This window comes from Streptomyces sp. NPDC052052 (assembly GCF_040680455.1).
In the GTDB taxonomy this organism is placed as follows: Bacteria; Actinomycetota; Actinomycetes; order Streptomycetales; family Streptomycetaceae; genus Streptomyces.
Window position 1 is genome coordinate 113,326 of record NZ_JBFAWU010000002.1, and the last position, 14,951, is coordinate 128,276.

Consider the following 14,951-nt stretch of genomic DNA (forward strand, 5'->3'; position numbering starts at 1 on the left):
TGGATCGAACACCCCTGGTCACCTGCGAGAAGAGGGGCGAGACGGAACCGTGCCAAGCACGGTGCTCCTGCCCGCCCCGGGCGTCCCGGAACGCCGTTGCCCCCACGGAACGAACGTCCGCGGGGGGCAACGGTGTTGAAAGGGTGTGCGGATCAACTCCAGCTGGCGTGCAGCGGCTTGCCCTCGGCATAACCGGCGGCGCTCTGCATCCCGATGACCGCCTTCTCGGCGAACTCCTCCAGCGAGGCCGCACCGGCGTACGTGCAGGAGGAACGGACACCCGCGATGATCGAGTCGATCAGGTCCTCGACGCCGGGCCGGACCGGGTCGAGGAACATCCGCGAGGTGGAGATGCCCTCCTCGAAGAGCGCCTTGCGGGCCCGGTCGTACGCCGACTCGTCCGACGTACGGTTCTTCACCGCGCGCGCGGACGCCATGCCGAAGGACTCCTTGTAGAAGCGGCCGTCGGCGGTCTGCTGCAGGTCACCGGGCGACTCGTGCGTACCCGCGAACCAGGAGCCGATCATCACATTGGACGCACCTGCGGCGAGGGCCATGGCCACATCGCGCGGGTGACGGACACCGCCGTCGGCCCAGACGTGCTTGCCGTACTTCTTCGCCTCGGCAGCGCACTCCAGGACGGCCGAGAACTGCGGCCGACCCACGCCGGTCATCATCCGGGTGGTGCACATGGCCCCGGGACCGACACCGACCTTGATGATGTCCGCTCCGGCCTCGACGAGGTCGCGCACCCCCTCGGCGGCGACGACGTTGCCCGCGACGACGGGCACCCGGGGGCTCAGCGCACGGACGGCCCGGATCGCGTTGATCATGGATTCCTGGTGGCCGTGGGCGGTGTCCACGACGAGCGTGTCGACGCCCGCGTCGAGCAGCTGCTTGGCCTTGCCCGCGACGTCGCCGTTGATCCCGACGGCGGCCGCGATCCGCAGCCTGCCCGCGGCGTCGGTGGCCGGGGTGTACAGGGTGGCGCGCAGTGCGGCCTTTCGGGTGAGGATGCCGGCGAGACGGCCGTCCGCGTCGACGGCGGGGGCGAGCTTGCGGTGGGCGCCGTCGAGGGTGGTGAAGGCGTCACGCGGATCGATGTCCGCGTCGAGCAGCACCAGGTCCCTGGACATGACCTCGGAGAGCTGCGTGAAGCGGTCGACGCCGGTCAGGTCGTGCTCGGTGACGACGCCGACGGGCCGGTGCTCCGCGTCGACGACGACGCCCGCGCCGTGCGCCCGCTTCGGCAGCAGGGACAGGGCGTCGGCGACCGTCTGCCCCGGGGTCAGCACGATCGGCGTGTCGAGCACGAGATGGCGCGTCTTCACCCAGGAGACGACATCGGTGACGACATCGATCGGAATGTCCTGGGGTATGACGACGAGCCCGCCGCGCCGGGCGACCGTCTCGGCCATCCGACGGCCCGCGATGGCCGTCATGTTCGCGACGACGAGCGGGATGGTGGTGCCGCTTCCGTCGGGGGAGGCGAGATCGACTCCCTGGCGGGATCCGACCGCCGAACGGCCCGGAATCATGAAGACATCGTCGTACGTGAGGTCGTACGGAACCGAAGGGGAATCTGTGTAACGACCGGTGCCGGGCTCAAGGAAACGCATAACGATAATTTTTTCACATGGATCGGCGCAGGTCGCCTCCACAAAAACACAGCAAAAGCTTCCCGCGCTCGTACGTTCCCCCAAAGGGCGCAGCGGGAATTCCGGGCAGGCGACACCTGCCCTATCAGGGCCCCCTACCCCCGCCTGGCCCGATTCATGCACGATCACCCGCCCTGGACCTGGTGACAACCGGTCAGGTAGCTTCACCCCGCAGGTCCCGCGGGTCACACGTACGCCCTGGAAGGACAGTCGAATGGTCACAACTTCCGTCACTCACAAGACCGGAGAGGATCACGACCCGCCCGTGCGGAACGAACTGCCGGACATTTACTGCCCGTTCCCCCGACGCACGAATCCGCACGTCGGGCACACGCGTGTCCACCTCGACTCCTGGATACGCAACACCGGTCTGGTGAACCATGATTCGGCCAGAAAACGCTTCGAGCAGGCGGACTTCGGTTCCTTCGTCGGCATGGTGCACCCGACCGCGGACCGCGAGAGCCTCGCCCTCGTCGCCGACTGGTTCGTCTGGCTGTTCCTCGTCGACGACCAGCTCGACGACGGCGTGCTGGGCCACAGCCCGGAGCGGGTGCGGGACGTCGTCGCGGTGATGCGGTCCTTGATCGACGGCACCGGGACGGGCGCCCTGCCGGACGAGGACCTTCCCGCCGCCGTGGTCGCCCTGGCCGATCTGTGGGAACGGACGACACCGAACGCCGCCGCGCACTGGCGCGCCCGGTTCGCGCAGCACCTCACCACGTATCTGATGACGGCCACCACCTGGGAGACCGGCAACCGGGCGGCGGGGGTGGTGCCGTCCGAGGAGACGTACATCGCCAAGCGCCGGCACACCGGCGCGATCCATGTCTGCATGGACCTGATAGAGATCGTGGCCGGGATCGAGGCGCCCGAGTCGATCCACGACGATCCCCGGTTCGTCACCGCGGTCGAGGCGTCGTGCAATGTCGTGTGCTGGGCCAACGACGTGTACTCGTACGAGAAGGAGCAGATGCTCGGCGAGATCCACAATCTCGTCCATCTGGTCCGCCACCATCGCGGATACGGCAAGCAACAGGCGCTGGAACACGTCTGCACGCGGATCGCCACGGAGACGGATCGTTTCCTCAGCGCCGAGGCCGCGCTGCTGTCCGCGTATCCCCAGCTGTCCTGGATGCTCACGCCGTACCTGGACGGGATGCGGAGCTGGATGCGCGGCAACCTGGACTGGTCGCGGCAGACCCCCCGCTACAGCCCGGCGGATGCCGGCCAGTACGAGAAACCGCAGGAGTACCTGGAGGCGACGGTCCTGGGCGTGGCTCAGCGCTGAATCACCGGGGACCGGGGAGGGGATCGGGGCCGGGCGGGCCACCGCCCGCCCCGGACCCGCTCAGGCGCCGCCTGCCCCGGACCCGCTCAGGTCCCGTCCGGATCCGCCCGCTCCAGCGCCGGCCGCCGGGGCGCCGACGCGGTCAGCAGGTAGTCGGCCGCCGCCGTGTCCGTCACCAGGCTGGTGACGAGTCCGGACCGCAGCACCGCTCCGATCGCCGCAGCCTTCCGCTGACCGCCCGCGATCGCGACCACCTCGGGGATCCGGCGCAGCCGGTCGGCCTCGACCGTGATGCAACGCTCGCCCAGGTCCCGGCCGACCCGCCGCCCCTCCGTGTCGAAGAGGTGTGCCGACATCTCGGCGGCGACGCCGAGGGACGCGTAGTGCGCCCGCTCCTCCTCCGAGAGCATGTCGTGGACGGTGGAGATGCCGGGCTCCCAGGATCCGATGGAGACCGCGGCGACCGTCACCTTGTCGAAGTACTCGAAGGCGCGGGCGATGCCGGTCTGGTGGCGCAGCGCGGCGGCCGTCGCGGGGTCGGGCAGCAGCATCGGCGCATAGATCGGATGGGCCTCGCCGCCGGCCACCTGGGCCGCCCGCCGGACCGCCTCGACCGAGCCGCGCTCGGCCGTCCCCGCGTCGTACACCCCGGTGAGCTGCACGACCGTGCACGGCGGCAGCCGGTCGAGAGCCGCCGCCATGTGGATGGTGGACCTGCCCCAGGCCAGACCGAGCACATCGCCCTCGTTCACCAGCTCCCCGAGGAGGTCGGCCGCGACCTCGCCCAGGTTCTCCGGGTCGGGGGCGTCCTCCTGCTCCTCCGCCGGGGACTCCACGACCACCGCATGACGCAGCCCGTAACGGGCCCTGAGCGCGTCGGAGCGCTCGGCGTCCAGCTCGGCGGGTACGCGGATCTCGATCCGTACGAGATCGCGCTCCAGAGCCGTCTCCAGGACCCGGGCCACCTTGAAGCGGCTGACGCCGAATTCCTCGGCGATCTGGATCTTCGACTTTCCTTCGAGATAGAAGCGGCGCGCCATGGCCGCCGCCTGCACCAGCTCCGCGGGCCCCATCCGCAGGGCGGACCGTCCCGCCGACATTGCAGACACCGCGATCTCCTCACTGCTGTTCACACGCTCGATACGCCGTTCATCCTGTCAGATCCGGCGATCCCTGATCGGTCCCGTCGGACCACGTCCCTCTGCCCTGGCCCGGCCGGCCCGGTATGGGGCCGGGTGGCTCCCGGCCACGGTCACCGCCTCAGTGGCGGCACGCCCAGGCCGCCGCGGAGGTGGCCGTGTCGGCCTTGGCCCGCAGGGCACGCACCGCGTCGGCCGGGTCCTGCGCCCCGTACACCGCCGAACCCGCGACGAACACATCCGCACCGGCTTCGGCACAGCGCTCGATGGTGGACTCGGAGACCCCGCCGTCGACCTGGAGCCACAGTTCGAGACCGTGCTTGGAGATCAGCTCACGGGTGCGGCGGATCTTCGGCAGCATGATGTCCAGGAACGCCTGACCGCCGAAACCCGGCTCCACCGTCATGATCAGCAGCATGTCGAGCTCGGGGAGCAGGTCCTCGTACGGCTCGATGGGCGTCGCGGGCTTGAGCGCCATGGAGGCGCGGGCCCCCTTGGCCCGGATCTCCCGCGCCAGCCGTACGGGGGCCGCCGCGGCCTCCACGTGGAAGGTGACGGAACCGGCGCCCGCCTCGACGTACTGCGGTGCCCAGCGGTCCGCGTCCTCGATCATCAGGTGACAGTCCAACGGGGTGTCCGTGGCCCGGCTGAGCGATTCCACGATCGGCACGCCGAGGGTCAGATTGGGCACGAAATGGTTGTCCATCACGTCGACATGGAGCCAGTCGGCACCTTCGACTGCCTTCGCCTCCTCGGCGAGCCGGGCGAAGTCGGCGGACAGGATGCTGGGGTTGATCTGGGCCATGTGCCAAGCCTGCCATGTTCCCGGCCACTTCCTTGCCGTGGTGCGGGCCAAAGCCTCACGGGATCATTACAGTTCGCGGAATCCATGCCTCCGGGCGGGGCGATACGGGCTTTTCAGCCATCTTCGGCCCTCGCCGGTCCGCGGCGGGCCCGAAGCCGACGGGCCCGCCGCGGACCGGCGGGGTCACGGAATCCGCGTCAGGCGGTGCGCCGCAGCAGTGCCAGATACATCGCGTCCGTGCCGTGCAGGTGGGGCCACAGCTGCACGTCGGGACCGTCGCCGAGCGCGGGCACACCCGGCATCAGCGGGCGGGCATCGACCCACTCCGCCTCGACCGGCTGTCCGCCACGCCCCTTGAGCACGTCCTCGACGACGACCCGGGTCTCCGCGAGATGCGGCGAGCAGGTCGCGTAACCCACGATGCCGCCGACCCGGACCGCCTTGAGTGCCTCGCGCAGCAGCGCGCGTTGCAGCGGTGCGAAGCTCTCCAGATCCTCCGGGCGCCGCCGCCAGCGCGCTTCCGGGCGGCGCCGCAGTGCGCCGAGGCCCGAGCACGGCACGTCCATCAGGATCCGGTCGAAGGTGCCGGGCCGCCACGGCGGGCGGGTGCCGTCGGCGGTGATCACCTGGTACGGGCCGGGGTTGCCGGCCAGCGCGCGTTCGACGAGGCGGGCCCGGTGCGGCTGCTTCTCGGCCGCCAGCAGGACGGCGCCGCGTTCGGCGGCCAGCGCCCCGAGCAGCGCGGCCTTGCCGCCGGGCCCCGCGCAGCCGTCCAGCCACCGGGTGTCGCTGCCCTCCAACGGTGCGCCGGCCAGGGCGGCGGCCACCAGCTGACTGCCCTCGTCCTGGACCCCGGCGCGGCCCTCCCGCACGGCGTCGAGCGCCCCGGGCTCACCGCCCTCGGCCATCCGCACCGCGTAGGGCGACCAGCGGCCTGGCAGGCCGTTCCCGTCGCCGAGGGCGGTGAGCAGCTCGTCGGTGGTGGAGCGGCCGGGGCGGGCGACCAGGGTGACCTCGGGCCGTTCGTTGTCCGCTTCGAGCAGGTCCTCGATCCCGGCGCGGGGGCCGCCCAGGGCGTCCCAGAGGGCGGACACGACCCACCTCGGATGCGAGTGCACGACCGCGAGATGGTCCTCGGGGTCCTCCTCGTACGACGGGGCGACCCGCGCCACCCAGCCGTCGAGGTCGTCCGCGGAGACCTTGCGCAGGACGGCGTTGACGAACTTGGCCCGCCCCTCGCCGAGCACCACCCGGGCCAGCTCCACGCTGGCGGAGACCGCCGCGTGGGTGGGGATACGGGTACCGAGGAGCTGGTGCACGCCCATGTTGAGCACGTCCAGCACCGGCGGATCGACCTCGCGCAGCGGCCGGTCGATGCAGGCGGCGACGATCGCGTCGTACGTCCCCTGGCGCCGCAGCGTCCCATAGACCAGCTCGGTCGCCAGCGCCGCGTCCCGGTTGTCGAAGTCGCCCTTGGCGCGGGCCTTCTTCAACAGCGGAGGGAGGACGAGGTTGGCGTACGCGTCGCGTTCGTCGACCGCCCTGAGCGCCTCGAAGGCAAGGAACCGGACGGGGTCCTTCCGGGGGCGGCGATGCGGCTTGGCAGGACGGCGACGCTGCTGGTCGTTCACGTGAAAGGTGCTCCGCTGACAGTGAGTGGGCGAACCCTCCCAGCCTACGTCGCCGCCCCGGATCCGGATGCCGCCGGAGTGGCCCGGGGCCTCTCCCCCTGCTGCTGCGTCAGCTTCCGAGCAGCTCGCCGTGGACGATCCGCACCCCGCGGGCCCAGTCCGCCGCGCGCATCGGCTTCTTGCCCTGCGGCTGGACCCAGAGCAGTTCGACGGCATGCGATCCGGTGCCCACGTACACATTGTTCTTGGCCGCCGACAGCTCGCCGGGCGCCAGATCGGCACGGTCCAGCACGGGCGCGGCCTGGATCAGCTTCAGCCGCTCACCGCGGAACAGCGTCCATGCGCCGGGAGCGGGGGTGCAGCCGCGCACCACCCGGTCGACCCGCAGGGCAGGGGCGGACCACCGCACCTGGGCGTCCTCGACGGTGATCTTCGGCGCCTGGGTGACCCCGTCGGCGGGCTGCGGCACGGCGTGGAGCGAGCCGTCCTCGATCCCGTCCATGGTCGCGACGAGCAGCCCCGCACCGGCGAACGCCAGCCGGGTGAGCAGGTCGCCGCTGGTGTCGGTGGGCCGTACCTCCTCGGTGAGGACGCCGTAGACCGGTCCGGAGTCCAGCCCCTCCTCGATCAGGAAGGTCGACGCACCGGTCACCTCGTCCCCGGCCATGATCGAGTGCTGGACGGGGGCCGCGCCGCGCCACGCGGGCAGCAGCGAGAAGTGGAGGTTGACCCAGCCGTGCGCGGGCACGTCGAGCGTGGTCCTGGGCAGCAGCGCGCCGTAGGCGACGACCGGGCAGCAGTCCGGACCGATCTCCCGCAGCCGCGTCAGGAAGTCCTCGTCGCGCGGCCGGGCCGGCTTGAGCACCTCGATGCCGGCCTCCTCGGCCCGCTCGGCGACGGGGCTGGCGACCAGCCGGCGGCCCCGCCCCGCGGGGGCGTCGGGCCGGGTGACGACGGCGGCCACCTCGTGCCGGTCGGAGGCGATCAGGGCGTCCAGGGCGGGTACGGCAACCTCGGGGGTGCCTGCGAAGACGAGCTTCATGGGTGGCTGACTGCCTCTCGGGCCGAAACGTGCGGTGACGAGCAACGCACCAGTCTATGGGCCATGCGACCAGGGGGCGTACGCATGACCGCGCGCCCCCTGGATAGACGCACGCGCCCCCGCACCGTGACCAGATCCCCGGCTGACGCGTTGGTCAAGAGAGATTGACCGAAGCGAGCCGCCACGGTGCGGCCCGATCCCTTTTCATTGCCGGTTCGAGAGGCTTCTTCATGGCCGACCACGCAACCCACGACGCCCAAGCGCGGGCCAGTCTGCATCTGTTGGTGCGGGACATCGAGCGGGTCCGGCGGCAGGTGGACGCACTGCGCACCCTCACCGCCCAACTGGGCAACGTCTACCGTCCGCGCCGTTCCGGCCCGTCCACGGGCTTCGTCGTCTACGGCAGAGCCCCGGCCCCCACCGTGAGGCTCGCCCAGGAGCTGCGTGACAGCGTCGAGACCCTGGTCACCGCCGCAGTGGACTTCGACCGTTCGCTGGGCTTCTCCTGGGATGCGGTGGGCTCCGCGCTCGGGGTCACCAAGCAGGCGGTGCACCGCCGCTACGGTACCCGCCGCACCGCCCGGCAGACGGCAGCGGCCGAGCCCGTCGAGGAGACCGCGGCGTCACGTCCCGCACCCGCGGACCCCGGCCCGTCCACCGCACCGGCGCTGCCCGCCGTGCCTGCCGCGCGTTCCATGCCCCCGCAGCCGTCGACCGAGCGCCCGGCGCTGCGGGAGGACCTGCGCCCGGGTGTCTTCCCCGGACCACGCAACGGCTGACCGTCCGCTGCCCCGCCCCGTCGCGCCCACGCGCGGCGGGGCGGCGTCGTACCAGCCACCGGGTCCGCTCCACCCGGGCTGTCACCCGATGTCGGGCGGATCCACCCTGATCCGGACCTGCTCACCGCTCCCCCGGGACATCCGTGCCGCCTGGGCCGTCTTCAAGGCGGCCGCGAGCGCCGCGCCGCTCCCCGGAGGCACCCGGAGCAGCGCCCGCTCCCAGGACTCCCCCGGCGGCGCCTCAAAGGCCCTGCGGGGCCTGCCCGGCCCGGCGCCGGGCACCGGTACGGGGCCGAGGACCTCCGTCCCCGACGGCAGCTCGGCGGCTGCGAGGAACCCTGCGACCGCCTGGGCCGAGCCGGTCACCGAAGCCATCCGGGACACCGGCGGGAAGCCCAGCTCGGCACGTTCCGCCAGCTCACGGCGGGCGTGTCCGACCGGGTCCCAGCGCACCAGAGCCTGTACGGGCCGCAGCGTCGGCTCGGCGACGATCACCACCGTGCCGCCCTCCTGCTGCCCCTTCACCAGCGAGGCCGCAGCCGTCCAGCGGCGCAGCGCCTCCTCCCCGGCCCGCAGGTCGGGGCGCCCGACCATCGCCCAGCCGTCCAGCAGCAACGCCGCCGCGTAGCCGCCCTCGGCCACGGGTTCGGCGCCGGGGGTACTGACGACGAGCGCCGGCGCGTCCGGCACGGAGTCCAGGATGTGGTCGCGCCCCGACGTCCGTACGGGGACGGCGGGGAACGCCCGGCCGAGCTCCTCCGCGGTGCGGCGGGCGCCGACGATCCGGGCCCGCAGCCGGTGGTTGCCGCAGGCGGCGCAGGCCCAGGCGGTCTCGGCCCGCCCGCACCAGGCGCAGTCGAGACCCTGCTGGTCCGGCGCCTGGAGCGGTCCGGCACAGTGCCGGCATCGGGCGGGCTCACGGCAGCGCTCGCAGGCGAGTCCCGGCGCGTACCCACGGCGGGGCACCTGGACCAGGACGGGCCCGCTGCGCAGCCCGTCCCGTGCCGTCTGCCAGGCCAGGCTGGGCAGCCGGGCCGTCCTGGCGGCGCCGTCGCGCGCGAGCTCGCCGTCGCCCACCGTGCGCACCAGGGGCGCCGCGATCCGCACCTGCTCCCGGTCCGCGCGCAACGGCAGGGCCCAGCCGCTCTCCACCAGCTGGGCGGCCTCCACCGTGCAGCTGGTACCGCCGAGAAGAAAAGCGCACCGGCCATGTGCGGCACGGAGTTCGAGGACCTCGCGGACGTGCGGGAAGGGGGCGTTGTCGTCGCTGTGGCTGGAGTCCCCGTCGTCCCAGACGGCGACCAGGCCGAGATCGGCGACGGGCGCGAACATCGCGGCACGCGTCCCGACGACCGCCCGCACGGAGCCCCGCCGCACGGCGAGCCACTCGCGGTACCGCTTCTCCGGCCCGGAGTCGGCGGTCAGCAGTGCGTGGTGCCCCGGGCCGAGGAGCTCGGTGAGTGCCGCGTCGACCCGTCCCGCGGTCCGGCCGTCCGGCACGACGACGAGGGCGCCGCGCCCCGAGGACAGGGTCGCGGCCATGGCCCGGGCGATCTCCTCGGGCCAGTGCGGTCCGGGCAGCGCGGTCCACACGGCCCGGGGCGCCCCGCCCTCCGCCAGGGCGCGCAGAAACGCGGGCCCCTGGGCATACCGCGCCCAGCTCCCCGTCGGCGGTGCGGGCGGCGGGGGCAGCGGCTCGGGCGAGGGCCTGGACTCGGCCCGGCCGTTCCTCGGTGGCACGGCGAGCTGCAGGACATCGGCGAGGCTGCCGGCGTAACGGTCGGCGACGGCCCGGCAGAGGGCAAGCAGCTCCGGTCCCAGCACCGGTTCGGGCGACACGACGTAGGCGAGCGCGGCCAGGGCGCCGGTGTAGTCCGACTCGGCCAGCCGCTCGACGAGGAATCCGTCGACCAGTCCGCCGCCCTCGCGCCGCCCGCCCCGGACATGGCGCGCCCCGGCCCCGAACCGCACCCGCACCCGCACCCCGGGCTGTGCGTCCGCGTCGAGCTCCTCGGGCACGGCGTAGTCGAAGTACTGGTCGAGGTGGAGCGCGCCCTTGTTGACGAGCACGCGGGCGACGGGCAGTTCCTTGGCGAGCGCGGCGCCGCGCCAGGTCCGCGGCTTGGCCCGCGGCACCTTGGCCGTCCGTACCGACTCGCGAATGAGCGCAAGCTGTTCCGCGGCACCGCTCGCGGGGCCTTCGGATCGCTCGTTGTTCCTGCTCACAGCCAAATTCCTACCAGAGACCGCTGACACCGGCATCGGCGCGACCGCAGGGCGACCGGACGCACCGGGGCCCGGACGCCCTGTGCGGCGTCCGGGCCCCGGTGTTCCGGCGGGAGTGCGGCAGGCTGTGCCTCCGGTTACAGCCCGGCCGCCGCACGCAGCGCGTCCACCCGGTCCGTGCGCTCCCAGGTGAAGTCGGGAAGCTCACGGCCGAAGTGGCCGTACGCCGAGGTCTGGGCGTAGATCGGGCGGAGCAGATCCAGGTCGCGGATGATCGCGGCCGGGCGGAGGTCGAAGACCTCGCTGATGGCGTGCTCGATCTTCTCGGTGTCGACGACGGCGGTGCCGAACGTCTCGACGAACAGACCGACCGGCTCCGCCTTGCCGATCGCGTACGCGACCTGCACCTCGCAACGGGCGGCGAGGCCCGCGGCGACGACGTTCTTGGCGACCCAGCGCATGGCGTACGCGGCCGAGCGGTCGACCTTCGACGGGTCCTTGCCCGAGAAGGCACCGCCGCCGTGACGGGCCATGCCGCCGTAGGTGTCGATGATGATCTTGCGACCGGTCAGGCCGGCGTCGCCCATCGGGCCACCGATCTCGAAGCGTCCGGTCGGGTTGACCAGCAGCCGGTAGCCGTCGGTGTCCAGCTTGATGCCGTCCTCGACCAGCTGCGCGAGCACGTGCTCGACGACGAACTCGCGGATGTCGGGCGCGAGCAGCGAGTCGAGGTCGATGTCGCTGGCGTGCTGCGAGGAGACGACGACCGTGTCGAGACGGACGGCCTTGTCGCCGTCGTACTCGATGGTGACCTGGGTCTTGCCGTCCGGGCGCAGGTAGGGGATGACCCCGTTCTTGCGCACCTCGGAGAGCCGTCGCGAGAGCCGGTGCGCGAGGTGGATCGGGAGCGGCATGAGTTCGGGCGTCTCGTCACAGGCGTAGCCGAACATCAGGCCCTGGTCGCCGGCGCCCTGCTTGTCGAGCTCGTCCTCTTCCTCACCCGCGGTGGAACCCTCGACCCGCTTCTCGTACGCGGTGTCGACGCCCTGCGCGATGTCGGGCGACTGCGCTCCGATGGACACCGAGACCCCGCAGGAGCCGCCGTCGAAGCCCTTCTTGGAGGAGTCGTAGCCGATCTCGAGGATCTTGTTGCGGACGAGCGTCGGGATGTCGGCGTAGGCCTTGGTCGTGACCTCACCCGCAACGTGCACCAGACCAGTGGTGATCAAGGTCTCGACGGCGACGCGGGACCGGGGGTCCTCACGGAGAAGCGCGTCGAGAATGGTGTCGCTGATCTGGTCAGCGATCTTATCGGGGTGACCCTCGGTGACGGATTCCGAGGTGAAGAGACGGCGGGACACATCGCTCCCTGGGGTTGCAGCGGCTGCTGGCTGATCATTTGGTGGACAGCCGAGAGCTGCGCTCGGCATGGTCCGCGGGTCAGTTTATCGGGCGTCTCAGGTCCGTGGACAGCGTGTCTCACTGTTTGGCGGTTATGTCACCCCCCGCGCGACCCTCCGCCGTACCGGAGTCGCCGCCCGGAGATGCTGTTCGCGCCCGTGTTCCGGGGCTTTTTCCCGTGCGGCGCACGGGAGGGGAAACTCACCCCAGTCGTACCGCGACGAGATCCCAGACCGTGTCGGCGAGTGCTTCCTTGGGGCCGAACGGCACAACGGTCTCCCCGCCGTCGGCCGCGAGGACCACCGCTTCGTTCTCCTCGGAGCCGAAGGTCCGGTGCTCCCCCACCTCGTTGACGACGAGGAGATCGCACCCCTTGCGGCGGAGCTTCGCGCGGCCGTTGGCGAGGACGTCGTCGGTCTCGGCGGCGAATCCGACGACGATCTGGTCCGGCCGCGCGCGCTCGGCGGCGGCCTCGGCCAGGATGTCGGGATTACGGACGAGCACCAGAGGGGCGGGCTCCTGGCCGTCCTTCTTCTTGATCTTCCCCGTCGCGTACTCGGCAGGCCGGAAGTCGGCGACCGCCGCGGCCATCACCACCACATCGGCGTCCGCCGCGGCCTTCAGCACGGACTCCCGCAGCTGTATGGCGGTCTCCGTGTGCACGACATCGGCGCCCGCCGGGTCGGGCAGGCCCGTGTTGGCCTCGACGAGGGTGACCCGGGCGCCCCGGGCGACCGCGGTGCGGGCCAGGGCGTACCCCTGCTTGCCGGAGGAGCGGTTGCCGAGGTAGCGCACCGGGTCGAGCGGCTCGCGGGTACCGCCCGCGCTGATCACCACGTGCCGGCCGGCCAGGTCGGGTGCGACGGGCCCGCGGGCCAGCACCCGACGGCAGACCTCGAAGATCTCCCCGGGATCGGGCAGCCGCCCCTTGCCCGTGTCGACGCCGGTGAGACGGCCCACGGCCGGCTCGATCACCACGGCGCCGCGGCGGCGCAGCGTGGCGACGTTCTCCCGGGTGGCCGGGTGCTCCCACATCTCGGTGTGCATGGCGGGCGCGAAGACGACCGGACAGCGGGCGGTCAGCAGCGTGTTGGTGAGCAGGTCGTCGGCGAGGCCGTGGGCGGCCCTGGCGAGCATGTCGGCGGTGGCCGGGGCGACGACGACCAGGTCGGCCTCCTGACCGATCCTGACGTGCGGCACCTCGTGGACGTCGTTCCACACCTCCGTCGACACCGGGTGCCCCGAGAGCGCCGACCAGGTGGCCGCCCCCACGAAGTGCAGCGCCGACGCGGTCGGGACGACGCGTACGTCGTGACCGGACTCGGTCAACCGGCGCAGCAGTTCGCACGCCTTGTACGCGGCGATGCCTCCGCTGACCCCCAGAACGACCTTCGGCTTGTCCACTGCGTCTCCCCGCACTCGATTGCGAACATCCCCATGCTGCCTCACCGCACCCGGCCCCACGCTGTTGCCCCGGACACACCACAGGCCCGGCGGTCGTGACCGCCGGGCCTGTGGTGAAGGTACGTCTGCTGACCTACTGCGCGGGGCCCTCGATGGCCTCGGAGGTGAGCAGGCCCGCGTTGATCTCGCGGAGCGCGATCGAGAGGGGCTTCTCGTGCACGTGGGTGTCGACGAGCGGACCGACGTACTCCAGGAGGCCTTCGCCGAGCTGCGAGTAGTACGCGTTGATCTGACGCGCACGCTTGGCGGCGTAGATCACGAGGCTGTACTTCGAGTCGGTGGCCTCGAGGAGCTCATCAATCGGCGGGTTGATGATGCCCTCGGGCGTGGTGATGGAAGAGGACACTCTCTGCCTTCCGAAGGGGGTGACGATCAAAGAATCTTTGACAGTGCGGAGTTCCGTGCGGAGTTCCGTGCTGCGGCTCGCGCCGACTGAGTCAGTCGAGGGTCAGTCGAGGGTTCAGTCGCTCTCGGGTCGGTGGCCGGAAGGCTCCATCATCAAGGCTAGCAGCTCACGGGCCACCTCCTCGACCGAGGTGTTGACCAGCGTCGTGTCGAACTCGGACTCGGCAGCCAGTTCGACCCTGGCGGCGGCGAGACGGCGCTCGATCACCTCGGCGGACTCGGTCCCGCGGCCGGTGAGCCGGCGCACCAGCTCCTCCCAGCTCGGCGGGGCCAGGAAGACGAGCCGGGCGTCCGCCATCGACTGGCGTACCAGCCGGGCACCCTGGAGGTCGATCTCCAGCAGCACCGGCTCGCCCGCCTCCAGGCGTTCGAGCACGGCGCGACGGGGCGTGCCGTACCGGTTGCCGGCGAACTCGGCCCACTCCAGCAGTTCGCCGTTGGCGATCAGCTTGTCGAACTCGTCGTTGTCCACGAAGAAGTAGTGAACGCCGTTGCGCTCGCCGGGGCGCGGCTTGCGGGTCGTCGCCGACACCGAGAGCCATACGTCGGGGTGAGCCTTGCGCATATGAGCGACGACCGTGCTCTTGCCGACCCCGGAGGGGCCGGAGAGCACGGTCAGCCGCGGACGTACGTCCGGGGGTACGGGGGACGTCCCCCGGGATGTTGCAGCCATGCAGCGATTATCCAGGTTCTCGGGAGTGCCCGAGAACTCAGGCCGCGCTGCCGCCGAACTCGCGCTCCAGGGATGCGATCTGGTTGGAGCCGAGACCCCGGACCCGACGGCTCTCGGAGATACCGAGCCGCTCCATGATCTGCTTGGCGCGGACCTTGCCCACGCCGGGCAGGGACTCCAGGAGGGCCGAGACCTTCATCTTCCCGATGACGTCGTTCTCCTGGCCCTGCTTGATGACCTCGTGGAGGGAGGCGCCGGAGTGCTTCAGTCGATTCTTGACCTCGGCCCGCTCCCGGCGAGCCGCGGCGGCCTTTTCGAGCGCGGCTGCGCGCTGTTCAGGGGTAAGGGGCGGAAGAGCCACGCCTACGTCACCTCGGATGTCGATCTGTCGGATACGGACCGGTGAGGAAGCTGGGCGCTCCACACCAGGTGAGCGACGG

General features: G+C 71.7%; 13 protein-coding genes. 2 read left to right on the forward strand and 11 right to left on the reverse strand.

Annotated features, from left to right (window positions below; genetic code table 11):
* Window positions 1–152 precede the first annotated feature (152 nt).
* Window positions 153–1,619, reverse strand: coding sequence for a GuaB1 family IMP dehydrogenase-related protein (locus AB0L71_RS02380; protein ID WP_365236971.1), 1,467 nt, complete (start codon window positions 1,617–1,619; stop codon window positions 153–155).
* A gap of 304 nt (window positions 1,620–1,923) precedes the next feature.
* Here AB0L71_RS02380 and AB0L71_RS02385 point away from each other — a divergent pair, with 304 nt between their 5' ends.
* Window positions 1,924–2,946: a terpene cyclase gene (locus tag AB0L71_RS02385; RefSeq protein ID WP_365237451.1), complete on the forward strand. Its 1,023-nt coding sequence runs from the start codon at window positions 1,924–1,926 to the stop codon at window positions 2,944–2,946.
* Window positions 2,947–3,032: 86 nt separating this feature from the next.
* Here AB0L71_RS02385 and AB0L71_RS02390 read toward each other — a convergent pair whose 3' ends face one another.
* The 4 genes from AB0L71_RS02390 to fmt all read right to left on the reverse strand — a co-directional run bounded on the left by AB0L71_RS02390 (window position 3,033) and on the right by fmt (window position 7,563).
* Window positions 3,033–4,046, reverse strand: a complete 1,014-nt coding sequence (locus AB0L71_RS02390) for a sugar-binding domain-containing protein (protein ID WP_365237453.1) — start codon at window positions 4,044–4,046, stop codon at window positions 3,033–3,035.
* Window positions 4,047–4,206: 160 nt separating this feature from the next.
* The gene (rpe, locus tag AB0L71_RS02395) at window positions 4,207–4,890 is read right to left on the reverse strand and encodes a ribulose-phosphate 3-epimerase (protein ID WP_365236972.1); all 684 of its coding nucleotides are present in this window, start codon (window positions 4,888–4,890) and stop codon (window positions 4,207–4,209) included.
* Between the two features lie 197 nt (window positions 4,891–5,087).
* Complete coding sequence (locus AB0L71_RS02400) at window positions 5,088–6,521, reverse strand: transcription antitermination factor NusB (protein WP_365236974.1); 1,434 nt, start codon at window positions 6,519–6,521, stop codon at window positions 5,088–5,090.
* A 109-nt stretch (window positions 6,522–6,630) separates the two neighbouring features.
* The gene (gene fmt, locus AB0L71_RS02405) at window positions 6,631–7,563 is read right to left on the reverse strand and encodes a methionyl-tRNA formyltransferase (protein WP_365236976.1); all 933 of its coding nucleotides are present in this window, start codon (window positions 7,561–7,563) and stop codon (window positions 6,631–6,633) included.
* Window positions 7,564–7,793: 230 nt separating this feature from the next.
* Here fmt and AB0L71_RS02410 point away from each other — a divergent pair, with 230 nt between their 5' ends.
* Window positions 7,794–8,342: a hypothetical protein gene (locus AB0L71_RS02410; protein WP_365236978.1), complete on the forward strand. Its 549-nt coding sequence runs from the start codon at window positions 7,794–7,796 to the stop codon at window positions 8,340–8,342.
* An 81-nt stretch (window positions 8,343–8,423) separates the two neighbouring features.
* Here the strand turns inward: AB0L71_RS02410 and AB0L71_RS02415 are convergent, their stop codons facing one another.
* From AB0L71_RS02415 to AB0L71_RS02440, 6 genes are all read right to left on the reverse strand, one after another.
* Entirely contained in the window at window positions 8,424–10,568 is a 2,145-nt protein-coding gene (locus AB0L71_RS02415; RefSeq protein ID WP_365236980.1) for a primosomal protein N', read from the reverse strand.
* 137 nt (window positions 10,569–10,705) lie between these two features.
* Window positions 10,706–11,929, reverse strand: coding sequence for a methionine adenosyltransferase (gene metK / locus AB0L71_RS02420; protein ID WP_365236982.1), 1,224 nt, complete (start codon window positions 11,927–11,929; stop codon window positions 10,706–10,708).
* 241 nt (window positions 11,930–12,170) lie between these two features.
* Window positions 12,171–13,373: a bifunctional phosphopantothenoylcysteine decarboxylase/phosphopantothenate--cysteine ligase CoaBC gene (gene coaBC / locus AB0L71_RS02425; protein ID WP_365236984.1), complete on the reverse strand. Its 1,203-nt coding sequence runs from the start codon at window positions 13,371–13,373 to the stop codon at window positions 12,171–12,173.
* Between the two features lie 133 nt (window positions 13,374–13,506).
* On the reverse strand, window positions 13,507–13,779 hold the full coding sequence (gene rpoZ / locus AB0L71_RS02430; RefSeq protein WP_003970369.1) for a DNA-directed RNA polymerase subunit omega: 273 nt from the start codon (window positions 13,777–13,779) through the stop codon (window positions 13,507–13,509).
* A gap of 114 nt (window positions 13,780–13,893) precedes the next feature.
* A complete protein-coding gene (gene gmk / locus AB0L71_RS02435; protein ID WP_365236985.1) occupies window positions 13,894–14,511 on the reverse strand; it encodes a guanylate kinase in 618 nt (205 codons plus the stop codon).
* A 37-nt stretch (window positions 14,512–14,548) separates the two neighbouring features.
* Complete coding sequence (locus AB0L71_RS02440; protein ID WP_014157387.1) at window positions 14,549–14,872, reverse strand: integration host factor; 324 nt, start codon at window positions 14,870–14,872, stop codon at window positions 14,549–14,551.
* Window positions 14,873–14,951: the final 79 nt, after the last annotated feature.

What these genes read in the sequence shown, in the direction of transcription:
- AB0L71_RS02380 (WP_365236971.1), bottom strand. Translation starts at nt 1,619, where the DNA reads ATGCGTTTCCTTGAGCCCGGCACCGGTCGTTACACAGATTCCCCTTCG.
- AB0L71_RS02390 (WP_365237453.1), bottom strand. Translation starts at nt 4,046, where the DNA reads ATGTCGGCGGGACGGTCCGCCCTGCGGATGGGGCCCGCGGAGCTGGTG.
- rpe (WP_365236972.1), bottom strand. Translation starts at nt 4,890, where the DNA reads ATGGCCCAGATCAACCCCAGCATCCTGTCCGCCGACTTCGCCCGGCTC.
- fmt (WP_365236976.1), bottom strand. Translation starts at nt 7,563, where the DNA reads ATGAAGCTCGTCTTCGCAGGCACCCCCGAGGTTGCCGTACCCGCCCTG.
- AB0L71_RS02410 (WP_365236978.1), top strand. Translation starts at nt 7,794, where the DNA reads ATGGCCGACCACGCAACCCACGACGCCCAAGCGCGGGCCAGTCTGCAT.
- gmk (WP_365236985.1), bottom strand. Translation starts at nt 14,511, where the DNA reads ATGGCTGCAACATCCCGGGGGACGTCCCCCGTACCCCCGGACGTACGT.